This window comes from Calothrix sp. NIES-2100, from assembly GCF_963875285.1.
Lineage (GTDB): Bacteria > Cyanobacteriota > Cyanobacteriia > Cyanobacteriales > Nostocaceae > Aulosira.
In genome coordinates this window covers 1,420,504-1,439,506 of the sequence record NZ_CAWNLA010000001.1, presented here as the reverse complement: position 1 = coordinate 1,439,506, position 19,003 = coordinate 1,420,504, and the positions used below count along the sequence as shown (strand labels likewise).

Annotated in this window: 17 protein-coding genes; 7 read left to right on the top strand and 10 right to left on the bottom strand. The window is 41.7% G+C overall.

The window, feature by feature from the left end:
- The first annotated feature begins 139 nt into the window (after positions 1 to 139).
- Together AACU32_RS06015 and AACU32_RS06010 are read left to right on the top strand one after the other, a co-directional pair.
- Entirely contained in the window at positions 140 to 1,990 is a 1,851-nt protein-coding gene (locus tag AACU32_RS06015; protein WP_096598754.1) for an ABC transporter ATP-binding protein, read from the top strand.
- A gap of 183 nt (positions 1,991 to 2,173) precedes the next feature.
- A complete protein-coding gene (locus AACU32_RS06010) occupies positions 2,174 to 3,004 on the top strand; it encodes an Rpn family recombination-promoting nuclease/putative transposase (RefSeq protein ID WP_096598752.1) in 831 nt (276 codons plus the stop codon).
- A gap of 24 nt (positions 3,005 to 3,028) precedes the next feature.
- On the opposite strand, the gene AACU32_RS06005 is transcribed toward AACU32_RS06010, so the two are convergent.
- Positions 3,029 to 3,544: a class I SAM-dependent methyltransferase gene (locus AACU32_RS06005; RefSeq protein ID WP_096598750.1), complete on the bottom strand. Its 516-nt coding sequence runs from the start codon at positions 3,542 to 3,544 to the stop codon at positions 3,029 to 3,031.
- Between the two features lie 493 nt (positions 3,545 to 4,037).
- A complete protein-coding gene (locus AACU32_RS06000) occupies positions 4,038 to 4,730 on the bottom strand; it encodes a hypothetical protein (RefSeq protein ID WP_339377559.1) in 693 nt (230 codons plus the stop codon).
- A gap of 521 nt (positions 4,731 to 5,251) precedes the next feature.
- Here AACU32_RS06000 and AACU32_RS05995 point away from each other — a divergent pair.
- From AACU32_RS05995 to AACU32_RS05985, 3 genes are all read left to right on the top strand, one after another.
- Entirely contained in the window at positions 5,252 to 5,908 is a 657-nt protein-coding gene (locus AACU32_RS05995) for a class I SAM-dependent methyltransferase family protein (RefSeq protein WP_096598748.1), read from the top strand.
- A gap of 182 nt (positions 5,909 to 6,090) precedes the next feature.
- On the top strand, positions 6,091 to 7,317 hold the full coding sequence (locus AACU32_RS05990; RefSeq protein ID WP_096598745.1) for a glutathione S-transferase family protein: 1,227 nt from the start codon (positions 6,091 to 6,093) through the stop codon (positions 7,315 to 7,317).
- 57 nt (positions 7,318 to 7,374) lie between these two features.
- On the top strand, positions 7,375 to 8,382 hold the full coding sequence (locus AACU32_RS05985; protein WP_096598742.1) for an aliphatic sulfonate ABC transporter substrate-binding protein: 1,008 nt from the start codon (positions 7,375 to 7,377) through the stop codon (positions 8,380 to 8,382).
- 366 nt (positions 8,383 to 8,748) lie between these two features.
- Here the strand turns inward: AACU32_RS05985 and AACU32_RS05980 are convergent, their stop codons facing one another.
- From AACU32_RS05980 to AACU32_RS05965, 4 genes are all read right to left on the bottom strand, one after another.
- Positions 8,749 to 9,171, bottom strand: coding sequence for a GNAT family acetyltransferase (locus AACU32_RS05980; protein ID WP_096598740.1), 423 nt, complete (start codon positions 9,169 to 9,171; stop codon positions 8,749 to 8,751).
- Between the two features lie 317 nt (positions 9,172 to 9,488).
- On the bottom strand, positions 9,489 to 9,770 hold the full coding sequence (locus AACU32_RS05975; protein ID WP_096598738.1) for a GNAT family N-acetyltransferase: 282 nt from the start codon (positions 9,768 to 9,770) through the stop codon (positions 9,489 to 9,491).
- A gap of 51 nt (positions 9,771 to 9,821) precedes the next feature.
- Positions 9,822 to 11,297 (bottom strand): MFS transporter, encoded by a 1,476-nt coding sequence (locus AACU32_RS05970; RefSeq protein WP_339377558.1) that lies wholly within the window; start codon positions 11,295 to 11,297, stop codon positions 9,822 to 9,824.
- 95 nt (positions 11,298 to 11,392) lie between these two features.
- The gene (locus AACU32_RS05965; RefSeq protein ID WP_096598736.1) at positions 11,393 to 12,445 is read right to left on the bottom strand and encodes an LLM class flavin-dependent oxidoreductase; all 1,053 of its coding nucleotides are present in this window, start codon (positions 12,443 to 12,445) and stop codon (positions 11,393 to 11,395) included.
- A gap of 206 nt (positions 12,446 to 12,651) precedes the next feature.
- On the opposite strand from AACU32_RS05965, the gene AACU32_RS05960 reads away from it, so the two are divergent.
- Positions 12,652 to 13,614: a TauD/TfdA dioxygenase family protein gene (locus AACU32_RS05960; protein WP_096598734.1), complete on the top strand. Its 963-nt coding sequence runs from the start codon at positions 12,652 to 12,654 to the stop codon at positions 13,612 to 13,614.
- A gap of 123 nt (positions 13,615 to 13,737) precedes the next feature.
- Entirely contained in the window at positions 13,738 to 14,691 is a 954-nt protein-coding gene (locus AACU32_RS05955) for a D-2-hydroxyacid dehydrogenase (RefSeq protein ID WP_096598732.1), read from the top strand.
- 65 nt (positions 14,692 to 14,756) lie between these two features.
- Here AACU32_RS05955 and AACU32_RS05950 read toward each other — a convergent pair whose 3' ends face one another.
- The 4 genes from AACU32_RS05950 to AACU32_RS05935 form a co-directional block, all read right to left on the bottom strand.
- Complete coding sequence (locus AACU32_RS05950; protein WP_096598730.1) at positions 14,757 to 15,569, bottom strand: alpha/beta fold hydrolase; 813 nt, start codon at positions 15,567 to 15,569, stop codon at positions 14,757 to 14,759.
- Between the two features lie 284 nt (positions 15,570 to 15,853).
- Complete coding sequence (locus AACU32_RS05945; RefSeq protein WP_096598728.1) at positions 15,854 to 16,435, bottom strand: beta-class carbonic anhydrase; 582 nt, start codon at positions 16,433 to 16,435, stop codon at positions 15,854 to 15,856.
- A gap of 274 nt (positions 16,436 to 16,709) precedes the next feature.
- Entirely contained in the window at positions 16,710 to 18,029 is a 1,320-nt protein-coding gene (locus AACU32_RS05940) for an aliphatic sulfonate ABC transporter substrate-binding protein (RefSeq protein ID WP_096598726.1), read from the bottom strand.
- Positions 18,030 to 18,061: 32 nt separating this feature from the next.
- A complete protein-coding gene (locus AACU32_RS05935) occupies positions 18,062 to 18,877 on the bottom strand; it encodes a hypothetical protein (protein ID WP_096598724.1) in 816 nt (271 codons plus the stop codon).
- Positions 18,878 to 19,003: the final 126 nt, after the last annotated feature.

Sequence of the window (19,003 nt, the reverse complement as noted above, 5' to 3'; positions counted from 1 at the left end):
CCGGATTGCTATATATACAGGTTAAACTTTACTTTTTAATAAAACTGATTTAACTAAAATTATAGTTATAGATCATTTTTGAAATTATTAGTTGCGATGTTAGTTAAAAGTTTGAATTAAAGCGAGAAAATTAACTTTAATGCCAAAAAAGCTCAGACAATTTAAATTCTTTCAACGTGCTGCTGAAGCACCAAATTTACCGCCGAATTCATTCCAGTTTATTTGCTATTTTGTCAATCAATTTCGCTGGTGGTATATAGCAACCGTTATTTTAGAAATCATCCACGCGACTTGTGGCATTATGTTACCCTATGCCATTGGCGAAATTATCCGCAGCGTCACAAAATCAACGGTTAATAGCAGTGAGATTTTTGCAACCATCAGTCAACCCTTAATGCTATTCACTGCCTTAAGTATAGGTGAAGTCGTATTTGGGCGTTCTTCGGGACTGTTATTAACTATTCTCCATCCCATCCACCGCCAGCATATTATTCGCTCACTTTATGCTTATTTACAGCAACATTCCCATCGCTACTTAAGTAGTAGTTTTGCAGGTGCTTTAGCACAGCGTATTAACGAAACTGCTTACGGCGTTACCCAGACAATGCAAATGCTGATTTCTGAATTTATGTCAGTCATCATTGTCTATATCGTCGCTATCATTTTACTGTATCGTGCCTATCCGCCTCTAGCTGCATTGGTGGGAATATGGGCAGTTTTATTTATCAGTATTTCTTTTTGGTTAGCTACTCGCTGTCGAATTCATTCCCGCAAAGCCGCAGCCGCTAGAAGTGAAACAGCTGGTATCATTGTCGATGCAGTTACAAATCTGACTGCTAGCCGATTGTTTGCGCGTTTAGGTTTTGAAAGACGCTATTTAAATGAGCGATTTAGGCGCGAAATCATAGAGGTGAGAAAGGCTAACTGGTACTCAGAACGCATTCGCTGGTTTCAGTTTATATCCGCAGCGATTTTGAAAATTGCTACTTTGTATTACTCGCTTTCTTTGTGGAGTCAAGGAAAAATCGCAACTGCTGATTTTGTAGTAGCAACTAGCTTATCACTGTTAATTATTAGCGAAGCCCGCAATTTAAGTAGAAGATTTTTAGATTTATTTGAACATATTGGTAATATCGCCAATGGTGTTTTAACTATTGTGCAACCCCATGAGTTAGTTGATCGAGAAAATGCGATCGCTCATTCCATCACTACCGGAAAAATCGAGTTTCGGCGCGTTAATTTCAGCTATTCGGCGGAAAAACAAGTATTTCACGACCTTTCTGTTACTATCCAACCAGGACAGCGTGTAGGATTAGTAGGCTTTTCCGGTTCGGGAAAATCCACTTTTGTCAATTTAATTTTGCGTCTATTCGATCCCCAATCTGGACAAATTCTCATCGATGGGGTGGATATTCGCGATATGACACAGGATGCATTACACGCCCAAATTAGCTTAATTCCCCAAGATCCGTCTTTGTTTCATCGCACCTTACTAGAAAATATTCGTTACGGACGACTTGAAGCTACTGATGAGGAAGTAATTCAAGCCGCGCGCAAAGCTTACGCTCACGATTTTATTATTCAGATGAGTGAGGGTTATGATTCTCTCGTAGGGGAACGGGGGGTGAAACTATCTGGAGGACAAAGACAACGAATTGCGATCGCGCGCGTTATCCTCAAAGATGCACCCATCCTAATTTTAGATGAAGCCACATCTAGCCTCGATTCCATCACCGAAAAAGCGATTCAAGATACCCTAGATTTAGCAATGAATGGCAAAACCGTCATTGTCGTCGCTCATCGCTTATCTACCATCGCCCATCTCGACCGCATTTTAGTATTCGATCAAGGCCGTATTGTTGAAGATGGTACTCATAGTAAACTACTAGCAAAAGGCGGTGCTTACTATAGATTATGGCAAATGCAAGCAGGTGGATTTTTACCTGAAAAAGCCAGCGATAATAATTTATCTGAGCTACAAACCGGATAGTTAGCCACCAAAATTACAAACCTTCAGCTTAATTTCTTCATTGCACCAAACTCTACTAATAAAAGTAAATAGCCTTCAAACCCCTACAAATGACAACTTGTACAGACAAGGGTTATCGCGTCTCTGACAATTAGATGATTTAATAAGGAGCAGATTCAACAAATCGACGAAATTTAATGCTTCATGCGCCGAGATTCAATTTTTTACAAACTGTTTCAACAATCGCCTAGTTTATTATTTGAACTCTTGACAAATCCCCCAATAAATGCTGAATCCTATCGATTTGATTCAGTCGCCATTAAAGAACCCAAGTTTGAAATTGATGGCGTATTTCTACCACCAGAAAATGATACTCCGGGGATTGTCTATTTTTGCGAAGTCCAGTTTCAGAAAGACGAAAGGCTTTATGAAAGAGTATTTGCGGAATCTTCGCTATATTTTTACCGTAACCGTGACAGATTTAATGATTGGCAAGCTGTCATAATTTACCCATCTCGCACTCTCGAACAAACTGATATTTATCCCCATCGTTCATTACTCAACGGTGGACAAGTACATCGCATATATTTAGATGAGTTGGGTGATATTCGTCAATTACCTGTATGGGTAGCGCTGATGGTGTTGACAACAGTAGATGATGAGATTGCACCCCAAGAAGCGCGGTATTTGTTAACCAGAACATCTCAAGAAGCCCCAGAAAGAGCCAGTCGCGCCATAATAGAGATGATCGTGACCATAATGGTTTACAAGTTTGAACAATTAACTCGAACTGAGGTAGAGTCAATGCTAGGAATCACGCTCAAGGAAACACGAGTTTACCGCGAAATTAAGGAAGAAGAAGCAAAATCGCTCATTCTTCGTTTGTTGACTCGACGGGTGGGTGAATTATCGCAAGAATTGCGCGATCGCATTGATAGTCTTTCTCTAGAACAATTAGAAAATCTAGGCGAAGCACTGTTAGATTTTACAGGTGTAGCTGATTTATCGTCCTGGTTAGAAGCAGTTCAAAATTAACTTAATAGCGATCGCATCTACAATTCAAATATCGCCAGTGACAACAGCGATCGCAAAGCCGTCATACCCTTTACTACCTACAGTCTGAATTTCGGTAGCACTAACACGGGTTTCTGCTGCAAGTAATTCGTTGAAGCGGCGTATACCCTGTACGTTAGAATCGTCACTAGCAGCATCAATCACTGCCCCATTACGGACAACATTATCGGCAATAATTAAAGTACCACGATGGGAAAGCTTGAGTGCCCAAGCAAGATAATCGGGATTGCTTGGTTTATCTGCATCAATAAATATCAAGTCAAATTTACGCCCTTCAGCAGCGATTTGTGGAAGTGTATCTAGCGCCCGTCCGAGGCGAATTTCTACGATATCAGATAAACCAGCGCGAGCAATGTTACCACGGGCGACTTCGGCGTGTGTTGGGTTAGCCTCCAAGGAAATCAGGTAACCATCAGCCGGAAGCGATCGCCCTAACCAAATTGTACTGTAACCACCTAAAGTCCCAATCTCTAAAATACTATGTACCTTTTTATATTTGATTGCTGCTTACCAAAGGCTTGTAGCAGTTAAAAAACTTGTTTAGAGAAGAAATACTCAATACTACGGTAAATACGTGTAATAACCGAGTTTTAATTATCCTACTGCATTCATCAGCAGTTAATCAAGTATCAGGGAATCAAAAACCGAGAAGTTACGGAATATTGCAATGAATTGCAACTATGAAATATTTATTTAGGAATTTTGATTTGGAGGGCGATCGCTTTTTTGCAGGAGATTGTCAAAATGCTCTCAGAAACATCAAAGTAAGAAACTCAAAACGAGAATTTCTTACTTGAGGTGTAAAAATCCAAGTATATCAATGGTTTCGAGAGCCAATGCTGTGCATCTCTATTATGCGGTCGTACCTAGTAGATGGGTAAAGCATTGAGGCAGAACTGAATAACAAATCAAGCTTGCATGACAATAGTGGGGGCTTGTTAATAACACTAAAGTGCTTAAATAATTACCTATATATTACCTTCAAGTATCAAACTTAAAACTCAATATCATCCGACTCTGCTACCGTATTAGAGTCTTGAGGAGTATCTGTATCTGGAAAACCCCACGAACTTAAGACCAGTAGACCAGCCTCATCATTCTTAACTTTTTGCAAAGCATTGGGGAGCGCGTGTAAGATTTTAGCCACATCTGCGTCAGCTTCAAAGTCAAACTCTGAGCCTGGAGGGCCGCCGTAGTCTAAAGTACACTTAGCTTTAGTAGAATAGCTTTGCCAGTCAACATCTAGCGTGTGCGAGACTAATTCTAAAGCACTAGCTACCTCTTGCGGATGCAGCAGCATATTTCCCAAATAACCCGGCAGTTGAGCAAACCGTTCATGACCTATGCCTGTCATTAACACGACAGTAGGCAAGACTCTTGATTGTAAAGCAAATTCAACTAGACGCTCACTAGACTCCCACTCAGGTTTTTCGATCAGAATTTTGAATGCTAATTCGTGAAATGGGCGATGAAAAAGCCGTTTACCCAGTTCCGCACCTGCCAGCACACCTGCGACAACTGCCTCAGCATATTTTGGGGTAACAGGCGGTGCTACAGGACGCAAAACAAATGATTGAACTTCAGGTAGACTGTCTACTCCTGTTGCTGCTCTGTCAAAGTCAGATTTAATCTCAGTCCAATCAGACTCTTGAATCTTAAAAAACCACCAAACACCCTCGATTCCCATAAAATTCTTATATAAATAATGCTATGTATAGCAAACTGTAAACAGTAACAGATGAAACTGCAAGTAATTTGTTGTGGGCGATCGCCTATCAGACTATTGTTTTCTTGCCATTCACTAGCCTCAGAACAGCATTAAGGACAAGTGTTGCAGTTGTTTATACCAGATTTACTAGGTTGATGCGATCGTATCTTTCCCAGCCACCCCAGCTACCCCTACTCCCCCAGCTTGCGAAGCCCCGACCAAGCAAGGAAGTTGCTCAGCACTGGCTAACTCAGTTATTGACTACAAGTGATTCACAGCTTTGATTTAGAAGCCATTTCTTACCGGATTTTCTTACTGAGTCTTCATAAATAAGCTTACAGAACAGTATTGCCAGCAGACTTGATTTTGCATCTACATCTGTGATACTGTGCCTTCATTGCAAAATACTGTTAATCGATAGATTTGCCGTAGTTATTTATTGTGCAGCGTGCTTATCACACTGCAAAGCCACAGTTTGCAAGGAATGGGAATCACCCCTTATGCCAAAAGATTGGTTTGAATGGCACGATCTCTATAATACGGAACCAAAATTACAACAACGCCTAGAAATCGTGCGGGAATACATCACCTACAGCTTAGATGCATCACCAGCTGGAAGAATCCGTGTAGTTAGTGTTTGCGCTGGCGATGGTAGAGATTTACTCGGAACCTTAGCAAATCACCCCCGCGCCCAAGATGTCTATGCAAGACTGGTTGAATTAAACCCCAACTTAGTTGAACGTGGAAAAGCAACTATAGAATCATTGGGTTTAGCCAAGCAAATAGAATTTATCAATGGTGATGCAACTATCTCCGCTAATTATGTAGGCGCTGTACCCGCAGATATTGTGATTGTCTGTGGTGTATTTGGTAATTTGGCTGATGAAGGCGAACTTAAACGCTTGCTAGATAACTTGAGTTTTCTCAGTAAAAAAGGTGCTTTTGTTCTCTGGACTCGCGGACATTCTAACGGTACTGCTTACTCTGACACTGTGCGGAAAGTTTTACAAGCATCTCAATTTGAAGAAGTTAAGTTTAAACTCACCGCCACTGGAGATATGGGAGTAGGTATTAATCGTTACGTCGGTGAAAATTTACCTGCACCGAAAGAGCAACAATTATTTGTATTTTCTGGCGTTCCCCATAAAGCTAGGTAATTCAATATAATTACTAATTCGTAATTAAATTGAGGGTTATATTCCTCAGTTTAAATCCCCATTCATAACGTAATTACGAATTTTCAATTCCTTTCCCCCTTTTACCTTTCCCCTTTCCCCAATCCCATAGGATTGCTCTAAGTTTCGAGGTCGTCCGACATATTTTTAAATAGGTGTCAAAAATGGCTATTCAAGACGCTGTATCTAATTGGGAACAACTCTTAGAAACTGCTCGAAAAAATACCCCAGCGCGGAGGGTAAAAAGACCAGGACAAGCTCCATCTACTGCACCTATACCCAGCAGTTTGCATAAACTACCCCCAGACACTAAAGCACCAGTTCTGTTATATAGAGATACTAATTCTTGGTGTCCTTTTTGTGAGAGGGTTTGGTTTGCTTTAGAAGAAAAAGAAATTCCTTTTGAGACAGAGTTTATTGATTTAAGTAATAAGCCAAAATGGTATACTGATTTAGTACCGACTACCCTTGTACCTGGTGCAAAAATTGAAGGCAAGTTAGTGTATGAATCTAAAGATATTCTCTTAGCTTTAGAAGAAAGATTTCCTACGCCAGCATTATTTCCAGAAGACCCAGAAGAAAACGCTGTTGCGAGACAATGGGTAGAGGAATCAGAAACAAACGGTTTTAGAGATATTGCTTACAAATTCCTCAGAGAAAAAGTTAACAATGCTGATGAATTAGCTAAGTTACAAGCAGAATTTGAAGCTAAATTAGATGAACTTGAACAAACTTTAGGTAAATATCCCGGCCCCTATTTTCTTAGCAATTTTAGCTTGGTAGACATTCTCTACAGTCCCCATCTCGATAGATTAGCGGCTAATTTACCAGTTTATCGACAGTATCACATCAAAGGTAATCCCCGTTATCCCCGAATCAATGCTTGGTTTGCAGCACTAAATCAACGCCCAGCTTATCATCGGGTGAAATCGGATAATATCACCAACAATTTACTTTTACGCCGCAGATGGGGTGTAGAACCGATTGGAAATCCTTTACCCTTAGATCCCGCAGAAAGCGAAGCCATCCAGTTTCGTGCAGAAGCTGCGGAGAGATTGAGCGATAATCGAGAAGCAGCTATTGGTGATATTTTGAGAAACTCAGGCGTACAAGCCTTAGCTGTAGATGGCGATGTTTCAGCAGTTCAAGAGGTGGTTGATTTTCACCTGAGATTGCTTGCTGATTACCTCATCAACGGTAACGGTGAACCTCTACCAGGTGGACGCACAGGTGGTAAAGATGGTAATACTATCGATCCCAAGATAGCTGCAATTGGAGCTATTACACTCGCCTATTTGCGAAATCGCATCTGTGCGCCACGAGATATGAGTGCTGGTGCTGCGAGTGCATTCCGCGCCGCTGCTGATAAGGTTTTGGCTTCTCTTTATTAATTTTCCTCAATTTTCATCGGTGACGGGTATTAGCCTGTCACCTTTTCAACTGCAAATATGAAAACCCGTCGCTATATTTTAACTGCGATCGCCACTTGTTTATTAACTTGGCTTTTAGCCCTAGCTAGTTGTAGTTCGCAAAATACCTCACAAAGTAACGTTTCTCCCGTTGCACAACCCTCTCCTAGTTCTTCACAGTTAAAGGTGATTAATATCGGTCACCAAAGCGGTACACCTGGACTGAATTTGCTGAAGGCGCAGGGATTATTAGAAAAAAGACTTGCGCCAGAAGGTATTCAAGTTAAATGGATATCCTTCCAAGGTGGCCCTCCGATGATGGAAGCAATGGCTGCTGGTAGTGTTGATATTGGAAACGTAGGAAATCTACCACCTGTATTTGCTCAAGCTGGTGGTAATCCCATCCTCTATGTGGCGGCGACGGGTTCAAATGCAGGCGCTCAGGCTATTATTGTACCTAAAGATTCTCCGATTAAAACCCTTGCTGATTTAAAGGGGAAAAAATTAGCAGTTCAGAAAGGAACAGCACTACAATACTTTGTCCTCAAAGCTTTAGAAAGTGCAAAACTGAAGCTGACTGATATTCAACCTGTTTACTTAAAAATTCCCGATAGTACCACAGCTTTTGAAGGTGGTAATGTCGATGCTTTACCTATTGGCGATCCTTATCTCGCTTCTAAAGAATTAAATGGTAGCGTGCGCGTATTAGTTAGAGGTTCCGATGTCGCACCTCAACGCGCTTTTTACATTGCTACAGCAAACTTTGCCAAAAATCACACCGATTTAGTCAAAATCGTTTTAGAAGAACAAACAAAAGTAGAAGATTGGGCGAAAGCTAATTCTACTGAAGTTGCCAAACTTTTGGCAGTAGAAACTAAATATAAGCCAGAGGTTTTGGAATATTCTTTAAAAAATCGTCCTTATTTTGGTGTCTTTGAAATGAAGGATGAATATATTGCTGAACAACAACAAGTAGTTGATTTGTTCTACAGTCAAAAGCTAATTCCTAAAACCTTTCAAGTCAAAGATGCTATTTGGAAACCTTAAGTAAGTTTTGTTATTTGTCATTTGTCATTTGTCATTGGTAAGGGTTTTAAACCTGTTTATATTTCAATACGGTTCAGTTAGCGTCAAAAACCTGATTTAGTGTAAGTTGGGTTGAGGGACGAAACCCAACATTCTCGCGGCTTTGTTGGGTTTCGCTATCGCTCTACCCAACCTACAATTATCCTTAACTGAACCGTATTGGTTTATATTTCTGAATTCAGTTGTGTTTATTTCCACCGACTTACTTATACCAATTCAATATGAAGATGCATATAATTTAGCCTGCGCAGGCAGGCTTTGTAATTATAGCCCCACCCTTCTAGGGTGAGGGCGTTAATGTGCAGCTAAACCAAACTTTGCCACTCTTCACAAACGTTTACCCATACTTATAACATCATCTATTTTGAATCCTAGATGCTCGTAAAATTGAATAACATCTGTATTTGAATTACGTATCTGGATGTTAATTTTTGGGCAGTTTATGGACTTCAGTTTAATAGTTGCTTGCTCAACGAGATATTTCCCAATACCTTGTCTTTGATACTCTGGTGCTACAGCTAAATAGTTGAGCCAACCACGATGTCCTTCATATCCAGCCATAATAGTAGCAACAACTTGAGTCTTAATCAAACCAACAAGAAATAATTCTGGTTGGACTTGCAATTTAAGTTCAATATCTTGTTTAGGATCATTCCAAGGTACTACTAAATTACATCGATACCATAAATTAATTACTTGTGCTTCATCTGTTATTTTATAAGGTCGTATTTCTAAATTTATGTTTGGCATCTGCGATTCATAAAATTTGTGATAAAATCGGCAATCGACGCATTAAAATGACGTTCATTTTCCTAAAAATATAATTATCAAATCGCTCGCGCAATAGGATGGGAACTTCGACTGGTGAAACTTCTTGAAACTTTACTTGTTGATAGAAGGAGCGCAAATGTTCCCAAGGAATAAGTAGTTCAAACTAATTAAACGTCAAATGTCATTACGAGCGGAACGTAGTTTAGCGTAAAGCCTTCGGCATAGCTTCGCTTAGCGCGTAGCGTCTCGTAGAGAAGTAATCGCAAAGGATCTATTTTATCTTTTTTAAGGTTGACCTACTTACAGTAACAAACTCGATTCACTAATTGCTTAGTACATATCTGAAGCAGTTGCGTACCAATACCTTGGCGTTGAAATGGCGCTAGAACTTGCATTCCTCGCAACACAAAAAAATCAGTATTGGGACACAAACGTACTGCACCAATAATTTTGTTCTCTAATTGAGCAATAAATATCAAATCTTCTTCACTTATAGGCCCGCCTCCATAACCACATTCGCCATAAAAAACCTTAACGGCTTCAATATAATTTGGTTTTGCTTGGCTAATTTCTATCATTTTGTTAATGGAGATAAATAATTACCCGAAATATAGCAATCCGTTTAGGAGTTACAAACACATATCTTCCTTGTCCCCCTTGTCCTCCTTGTCTTCCTTCTGGGGTACTTCATGGCGTAACTTGAAAACTGAAGCAGCCGCAGACGCACACAGAATTAGCGCCGCAAACCGAAAGGTTCCTTGGAATCCTGTAACGATCGCTTCCGGAGGAGCCACGGATACATCTGCACCAGCAGCTACACTGGCGATTAAACCACCAAATACTGCACCGATCAGGGAAACGCCGACAGTATTACCGCAGGTACGCGATAAAGACAGCAAGCCAGAAGCAATCCCCAGGCGATCGCGAGATACTGCACCCATCGCAGTAGTATTATTGGGCGATTGAAATAAACCTAAGCCAATACCGTAAATAAAATAACGCAATATATACCCTATCTCAGTAATTCCCGCATCAAAAGTACTGATACCCAAACAACCCCCAATCATCAATCCCAGACCAATTGAACTAATTAATCTTGTACCAAAGCGGTCTGCAAGTATACCAGCGAGTGGGGCAACTAATCCGCTAAGTATTGGCGAAAAAGCTAATAGTAACCCGACTTTGGCTGTGGGATAGTTCTTGACTCGCTCTAAAAAGAAAGGAGTAATCAGTAAAGAACCACCAATTACAGTGAATGTTAGCCAACCACTGAGCAAACTGGTACTCAGCTGAAGATTGCGAAATAGATGCAGTTCTAGTAATGGCTGATCGAGGATGGCTTCTACTACCAGAAAAGTTACAAAACTGAGGGCGGCGATCGCGAGTAAGACGAAGCTGTTAATGCTGCTAAAGCCTTCGCTTTGCCCTATCGTCATACCTAAGCCAAAACTACCCAAAGTCCATAAAGCTAACAAGGCTCCTAATGGGTCAAATTTTTGTTTGCGATCGCTAGGTATAGACGGTGGTACTAACCGCGCCACAAGGAAACTAGCTATGATGCCCAAGGGCACATTGATCAGGAATATACTCTGCCAACCTGACAAGTTTAACAACAACCCACCAGCAGAGGGCCCAGAAGCAATCCCCAGTGACACTACACTACCAATGATCCCAACCGCCCGACCTCGTTCGGAAGCGGGGAAGACTTCTGTAACAATCGCTAAACCCAGTCCGGAGATAAATACCGAACCAAGTCCCTGAAGTGCGCGAAAACCAATCAACCACTCAATAGTAGGCGCGAAACTACACAACAGTGAACTTAAGGTAAATATAATCAGCCCTGCTTGATATAGGGGTTTTTTGCCCCACATATCTCCTAGACGAGTTGCACCTAAAACTAGACCAGAACTGACTAACTGATAACTCAAAACAGCCCACTGGGCCATAGGAAAGCTAGTGTGAAAGCTTTGCACCAAAGTGGGTAAAGCCACATTGATAATGCCCACATCTAGGGTAGACATAAACACCCCTAATCCCACACCTAACAAAACCCAAGATTTTTGAGAGGGGGATAAAGTCAGAGATTGTATTGGCAGTTGGGACAATATTTCGTCTCCTTATTTAGATTTTAGATTGATCGCGAGAGGTGGGGGATGAGGGGGATGAGGGAGAAATAACTAATTACCACTTACCCATTTTCCTATACAGGCTGTAAATGCTGGACACGAGGCATAATTTCTTCGGCAAAGCGGGTCATTTCCCTGACAAAAGGATTGAATTGCAGCATAAATGTATCGATACCTGCATCAGAAAAAGCGGCAATTCTTGTAGCAACTGTGTCGTAGCTGCCAACTAAGCCTGCGGCTGTCCCACCATTACCACCAACGGCGGGATTTTTAGCGAAGAGTCGAAACATGACTGCGTCTGGATCGACACCTTTAGCCACGCTTAATTTCAAATGTTCTTCTCTTTGCTGAAGTTCTGTGAGTCGCTGTAGTTCCTCTTGCGCTTCTGTGTCGGTAGGTCTTGCAATGACAAAGGCTGATAAACCAAAACGCACTGGTTGAGGTAGCGATCGCGGACGGTTCAATACTTGTTTAATTACCTGACGCACATCTTCGATTGGCTGACCGTTGATAAAGTAAATATCTGCTTGTTCAGCCGCTAAAATCTGGGCGGGATCGGATGCGCCACCAAGGTAAATCCGGGGATAGGGTTTGGCGATGGAAGTAGGACGTAAGCTCAAATCTGTGATTTTGAAATATTCTCCCTCGAAGTTAACCCTTTCCCCACTCCACAAAGCTCTGACAACCCGTAACCATTCCCCAGAATAGCGATAACGTTCATCATGGGGAGGAAAGGGAATATTAGTGCGTTCCATTTCTGGACGGAACCAAGCACTAATTAAGTTGATGGCGAAACGTCCCCGACTAATAGCGTCAATTCCTAAGGCCATTTTCGCGAGAACAGCAGGATGGAATAGTAAAGGCTTAATAGCGGCGATAATCTCAATTTTTTCTGTAGCCTCAGCCAACGCCGCAGAAGCAGTCCAAGTTTCTAACTGCTCTAACTCTAAACTGCGTGGATTGGCGATGTGCTGTGCCACCAAAGTTGTCACATACCCCAAACGTTCAGCTGCTAAAATTAGTGATCGCGATCGCTCATAACTCGCATCAATCGGTTCTTCTTGAGTATCTAAAGGGCCAAAGTTGCCACCAACAGGTGCCCAAATACCATAACGTGGTTTTGACATGGTGAACTCCAAATTAATTGGGGAATGAGGAGATGAGGAAGGGGAAGTACTGTGTTGGATGATTTTATAATACGGTAAATTTATCGATTTAGTGTATTATATTGAAAGTTGCGATCGCTTCCTTTGATCTCGTGCACTTGATAGCAACACCAAAGAAGTAAACAAGTGCCAACACCGCCCAGGTAAACCTCTGGAGAATTTATTAAATGAGTAACAAGCATATTGAAGTCAAACCAGTAGCTGGTTTTATCGGTGCTGAAATTGGTGGCGTAGACCTTTCCCGGACTCTATCCGATGAAGCCATAGCCGAAATTCGCCAAACACTGTTGAAGTGGAAAGTCATATTCTTTCGCAATCAGAACATCGACCATGCAGCACAAATTGCTTTTACATCTCGTTTTGGCGAAGTGACTTATGCACATCCCCACGAGGATGAACCAATCGAAGGTTTTGCTGAAATCCTGCCAATCGATCGCAGTCGCTACGAACGGAAGAATGGCCTCCGTCGTTCCAGCTACGAGAGCCGTTGGCACACTGATGTCACAGCAGTTGTTAACCCACCAGCAGGTTCTATTTTGCGCGCCGTTAACGTCCCTAGCTTTGGTGGTGACACACAGTGGACTAATTTAGTTGCTGCTTATGAGGGACTATCAGCACCCGTGAAGGCGCTAGCAGACACATTAAAAGCACAACATCACTTCAATGCACGCTTGCGTTTATCCAGCAATAGCAAACTTGCACAACGCATCGCCGCCAATCCCCAAGTTTCCATTCACCCAGTCGTGCGGGTGCATCCCGAGACAGGCGAACGTGCATTATTCGTGAACCCTGGCTTTACCTCCCACATTCTAGACGTATCGCCACAAGAAAGCGATTTACTACTAGAGTTGTTCTTTAATCAGATCACCAAACCTGCTTATACCACCCGCTTTCATTGGAACAACGGTGACATTGCCTTCTGGGATAACCGCGCCACTGCACATTTAGCACCCCAGGATCTAGATCATATAGAAGTTGAGCGCGTACTTTATCGCACCACCATTACTGGTGATATCCCCGTCGGCCCTGATGGCTTCCGATCGCAAATAGTAGAAGGTGAGCCTTTAACTAGCGAATTACCAACCGTATTGAAAAACAAAACCGAACAGCGAGAACCCGTGCTTTCGTAAGCCATATACTTTTGAACTAGGCTGTGAAATATATCAGCAGCCTAGTTGATCTGACAGCAAATAACAAATGACAAATGACAAATGACAAGTGACAAATGACAAATGACAAATGACCAATGACCAATGACAAAACTAATTTTACCTATAGAGCTAACTGCTGAAATTGAGCCAAATTTACCATCAGATACAAAATTTGTCCGGGTAGATAGTGATGGTAATTTTGATGGCGATCCCAGTGATGCTGAAGTTTATCTGAATGGGTTTAAATTGAAGCCTACAACTCTACACAAAGTCCTAGAAACTGCGCCTAAAATACGTTGGCAACAAACTCCTAGTGCGGGTGTAAATCATATTCTCACGCCCACTTTTCTGGAACACGATATTCTCTTGACTAATGGCGCAGGAGTTCATGCAATTCCCATTTCCGAATTTGTCTTGAGTTTGATTCTCCATCACGCCAAGCAGTTACGACAATTGCAAGCGGCTCACGATCAGCACCATTGGCGCAAAAGCTGGTTAGTACTGCCAGAGTTAGCAAATTCCACTGTGTTAATTCTCGGTACTGGAAATATAGGACAGGCGATCGCATCTCGTCTTAAACCTTTTGGAACGCGAGTTTGGGGTGGTCGTCGTCGTCCGGAAGCACTACCAAATTTTGATAAAATCGTCGGTCAAAATGAATGGCACGCCTTATTACCAGAAGTTGACTATCTAGTTGTCGCCACACCTCTGACACCAGAAACCAAAGCTTTAATTGATGAAAAAGTACTGCGATCGCTCCCCAGTCATGGTTATTTAATTAATGTTGGTCGTGGTGCGGTTGTGGATGAATCAGCATTAACTAAAGCCCTCACTGAAGGCTGGATTGGAGGTGCAGCATTAGACACAGTTTCTATTGAACCCCTACCACCAGAAAGCCCTCTGTGGTCGTTACCGAATCTCTTCATTACACCGCATACTTCCGCAATTTCCCCAGCATTAAAAGAGCGCATTGCCGCCTTATTTCTGGATAATTTAGAGCGTTTCCGAAATGGTCAACCTTTACGGAATATAGTCAATAAACAAGCAGGATACTAATACCAATTTCAAAAAAGAATGCACCAAATTATAGGGGTACAGCAATGCTGTACTCTCTAATTTACTTATAGACCTTTACTATTTAACCAATTGATAAATAAGTTAGCAATAGCTAAATTACCCTGTTCCAGCATGGGTAAATGACCGTGACCAGGAAATCCAACTTCCGGAAGCCAAATAAAATCACCCCGAAAGTATTTTGCTGTTTCTGCGTCTACTTCATAAGGATGGCGCTTGTCTTGGTCGCCTGTAATTACACAGATGGGTATATTAAATAGTATCTGCGGGTCGCCAATATAAAGCCCTTGTCCTTCAACATTTCTGCGTTCGTTACTCATCCGCGCACTCTCAGCGACCAAACTGCGAAAATAATCTTCAAATGTTTCTTTGGGAAAAGTATCTGAGTTGGTGAAGTACTTTTTAGTATCTTCACATGATTGGATACGTGGACGATCTTCAGGACAAGCCTCGTCAGAGTCTTTGGCGATCGCGGGTAATAAATCGGCTGGTGGTACTGGTGCAATGCCTATGATAGCTTTAACTAGTTGGGGATGAGTTTTTCCTATCTGCCAACCAATCACACCAGACATACTGTGAGTCAGAATGACAGATGGGCCAATCTGTTTCAAGAGTGCAACGGTAGCATTGATTATCCTCTGATATGGCATCACGGAAAAGTTTGGTACAAAACCCGACCGACCATGACCTGGTAAGTCAACAATATAGGTTTTCCAGCCTTGTTCTGCTAGATACAATCCCCAACCTGGTCGGCGATCGGGTGTTTGGACAAAGCAAGCACCTGTATGAAAGCCTCCATGTAAAAGCACAATAGGAACCGGATTTTGGTTATGTGTTGGGTCGTAATACTGAACGTACATTTGGTACGGAATATCGCCAATAAAAAATTCAGTTTTGCTGTATATATTTATTCTTCTTATATCCTTTTGATGAGGGTAGATATGATTTAACTGCCTACTTAAATCTTCTTCTTACAAAGAATGTTATACGGAGCTTACTTTCTCAAAAGAGTAATACCATTTCTCTAAATTCAGGCTACAGATAATTCTCCCCCTGCTCCCTACCCCCTGCCCCTCTGCTGCCTATAGTGTAGCCATATTTTGGAGAATTGATATAAGTTTTGCAGGTATATCTGATAGTGAAACTACTGAGCTTGACCAACTTTTGTGGCTTCAGGCACTTCAATTAATTGCCCAGTTTTCACATCATAAATATAACCATAAATAGGAATTTCTGGGGGAACTAACGGATGCAAACGAATCCTTTGCACATCTGCGTAAACACTTTGAGCTAGATCATCAATAGTCAACCAATTGATAAACTTACCTTCGTTTGCTCCTGGCCCAGACCCAATATTAGACCAACCATTTTCATCTAGTTGGGCTGTTTTGAGGCTACTAGCAAGTAAATTACCCATGATGTCATTCGTAAAGGTTTCCATCCCACAATTAGTATGATGAATAACAAACCATTCACGAGTCCCAAGTAGTTTGTAAGAAATCACTAAAGAGCGAATTGCATCATCGCTAGCACGTCCACCTGCATTGCGAATTACATGAGCATCTCCTTCAGCTAATCCAGCAAATTTAGCTGGGTCAAGTCTCGCATCCATGCAAGTGAGAATTGCAAACCGACGAGCTGGGGGTATGGTGAGATTACCCTTATCACCGAAATTTTGAGTGTAAGTAAGATTAGCCGCCAGAACTTCTTCTACAATTTGGCTCATTTTTAATTTGTATAAGTCAGCATTTGATTCGCAAAAAAAGCTTGATTACCATCTATTAACCCTAGTTTTGATAAAATCATTCATTAAACTACAGTAACTTGATAGGTATTAGCCATTTTATCAAGAGTAATTTGCCACAAATTCGTATAAAAAGCAAGTTAGAGGACTCGAAAAAATAAATTATTCTGCTGAACGTTGTTGACGGTTGACTGTTCAATGTACAAGGTCAACCGTCAACAATAGTGATGGAATATTTTTTTACTTCAGAAAAGCTTTACCATTTCTGGTCAGGAACCCAGTTGTAGTTTTTATCTTTGACATCAATTTTCTTGGGAATAACTTTGAGTTCGTAGAAGCTATCTGCCATATTTTGTAAGCCTGAGAGAACTTCATCAGTTACAGGTAATACTTTGCGATCGCCTCCACGCTCCTCTACGATTTCCATTGTGGCTAAATCAACTTTGTAGAGTTTGGAAAGTAATTTAGCTGAATCTTTGTAGTTACTTTTCGCCCAACTACCTGCTTTTTCCAATTCTTGCAAAATTATTTTCACAATATCTGGATGATCGCGGACAAAATCTGGCGCAGCATAATAAAATCCTGGGCTTTCTACAGCAGCTTTTTCGCCAAATACTGTAGTATTATCTGCCAAAAGACGAGTCCGCAGCTTACGTTCAGCTTCTGCAGTGTAAGGGTCCCAAATTACCCATGCGTCAAAATCACCACGTTCAAAGGCTGGTAAAGCTTCAGCTGGCGTGAGATAGACAGGTTGAATATCTGTGTATTTCAAACCGACTTTTTCTAAAGCACGCACGATCATATATTGCGAACTTGCACCTTTAGCAAAAGCGACTTTCTTACCTTTTAAATCAGCAAGAGTTTTCAGCGGTGAATTTTCTTTCACCAGGATGGCGGAACTTCTAGTACTACTGGTACTTGCAGCTACTCGCACAAAAGGTTTGTCAGCCGCTTGAGCAAAGACGCTTCCCGTACCACCACCACGACCAAAAACGATCGCCCCTACACCCATCCCTTCAAGTAAAGGTGCAGTCGAAGAAAATTCATTCCAGGTTACAGAAATACCTTGAGGTTGTAAGCGCTTCTCTAGGCTACCTTGGGCTTTGAGGATATTCAGCAGCGCCATCCCTTTTTGATGCCCCATTTTCAGCACTGTTAGCTTGCTGGCTTGGGGTTTTTCTGTAGGTGCATTAGCTGAATTAGTAGGAGCGCAAGATGCGATCGCAGCTTCTTTACGAATATCGTCAATCGGATCGCGTCCAGTTAGAGCAATGACTCTTTCACGAAAAGCGATCGCATGTGCGCCGTCATCACCAATTTGTCTACTCAAAATTAAATGCAAATCTGGGTCGGGAATCAATAAGATTGCCTTACTCGCAGCTTGCACAATAGACAGATCGTGACCACCAGTAGCAGCCCAATATTGATAGAAATGATCTTTTTCTGCTTCTGTAATTGGCGGACGGCTGGGATGTTCGCGAGTTAATGGTACGTGTGGCGCGTGCTGACTAAAGAGTTTTTCCAGGTTTTCTTTTTCAAACTCTACACTCCAGCTTCGAGTTAAAGTTACAGCCATAATAGGTTCCTTGAGATATTTTAGATTGCGTCCTAATCGTTAATGCTGACGAGTTTAGGTAACTGAGAAACTGGAATATCTAAGAAGTAAGACAATACCTCTTGTCGCCAAGTATCGTAAATTACACCTGTTCCCTCAACTTCAATACCCAGCGCGCGACGGCTAACTTTTTCATGCTCTTTTAAATAGGGATTGCGACGGCGTTGTACTTCTTCGTCTGCTTTTATAACCTGGGCGGCTAACTCAGCTTTTTCTGTTGGCGAAGCTTTATCAAATTTACGTAACCACCACTCTGCAACACCTGCACGGTGAAATGTTTCATCTGGGATAATTCTCGCTGTCGCAAAGCTGGAGGATTCTGGATCGTACAGCCGTGATAAACGGCGATTTAATGAACCAATGGCAACAATATGATGTTCATAATGCAGCTCAAAAGCTAAAAAGCCTAACCACCCATGTCGGGGTATATCTCCCATAAAATCCCAATGCTTTTGTACTTGCTTTTGGATATCGTCAATGGGATCTTGACCAAATAAAGCTTCTACACGGCGACGAGTATTTTCTGCATGTGCGCCATCATCACCTAATTGGCGACTTAAAAATAACTGCAATTCTGGATCGGGAATTTTATCGATAACGTTGGCGACAACTTGCACAATAAATAAATCATGGGCTGCACCACCAACACGGAAATGGTAGAAATTTTCTAGTTCTTCGGCTGTAGCGATCGCTTTTGGCTCTTGCAAGCGCTTTTTCGGAATATGGGGCGCGTGTTTATCAATTAACCTATCAATAGTTTCATTTTCAAATTCAATTGTCCAAGCTGGACGAGTGATAATAGCAGTCATATTTTGCTCCTGTGTGTGAGTTGTTCACTGATTTGGAACAGAGCCGAGTTAATCTGCCAATCTTGAATTTTTGTAACGCGAATTTATATGTCGTAATCTCGAGTCTGTTCTTTGTCTGTTTGTAAA

Coding starts and splice junctions, on each gene's coding strand:
- AACU32_RS06000 (WP_339377559.1), bottom strand. CDS start 4,730: ATGGGAATCGAGGGTGTTTGGTGGTTTTTTAAGATTCAAGAGTCTGAT.
- AACU32_RS05950 (WP_096598730.1), bottom strand. CDS start 15,569: ATGTACGTTCAGTATTACGACCCAACACATAACCAAAATCCGGTTCCT.
- AACU32_RS05940 (WP_096598726.1), bottom strand. CDS start 18,029: ATGGCTGTAACTTTAACTCGAAGCTGGAGTGTAGAGTTTGAAAAAGAA.
- AACU32_RS05965 (WP_096598736.1), bottom strand. CDS start 12,445: ATGTCAAAACCACGTTATGGTATTTGGGCACCTGTTGGTGGCAACTTT.
- AACU32_RS06010 (WP_096598752.1), top strand. CDS start 2,174: ATGCGCCGAGATTCAATTTTTTACAAACTGTTTCAACAATCGCCTAGT.
- AACU32_RS05955 (WP_096598732.1), top strand. CDS start 13,738: ATGACAAAACTAATTTTACCTATAGAGCTAACTGCTGAAATTGAGCCA.
- AACU32_RS05945 (WP_096598728.1), bottom strand. CDS start 16,435: ATGAGCCAAATTGTAGAAGAAGTTCTGGCGGCTAATCTTACTTACACT.
- AACU32_RS05935 (WP_096598724.1), bottom strand. CDS start 18,877: ATGACTGCTATTATCACTCGTCCAGCTTGGACAATTGAATTTGAAAAT.
- AACU32_RS06015 (WP_096598754.1), top strand. CDS start 140: ATGCCAAAAAAGCTCAGACAATTTAAATTCTTTCAACGTGCTGCTGAA.
- AACU32_RS05960 (WP_096598734.1), top strand. CDS start 12,652: ATGAGTAACAAGCATATTGAAGTCAAACCAGTAGCTGGTTTTATCGGT.
- AACU32_RS05975 (WP_096598738.1), bottom strand. CDS start 9,770: ATGATAGAAATTAGCCAAGCAAAACCAAATTATATTGAAGCCGTTAAG.
- AACU32_RS05990 (WP_096598745.1), top strand. CDS start 6,091: ATGGCTATTCAAGACGCTGTATCTAATTGGGAACAACTCTTAGAAACT.
- AACU32_RS05995 (WP_096598748.1), top strand. CDS start 5,252: ATGCCAAAAGATTGGTTTGAATGGCACGATCTCTATAATACGGAACCA.
- AACU32_RS05980 (WP_096598740.1), bottom strand. CDS start 9,171: ATGCCAAACATAAATTTAGAAATACGACCTTATAAAATAACAGATGAA.
- AACU32_RS05985 (WP_096598742.1), top strand. CDS start 7,375: ATGAAAACCCGTCGCTATATTTTAACTGCGATCGCCACTTGTTTATTA.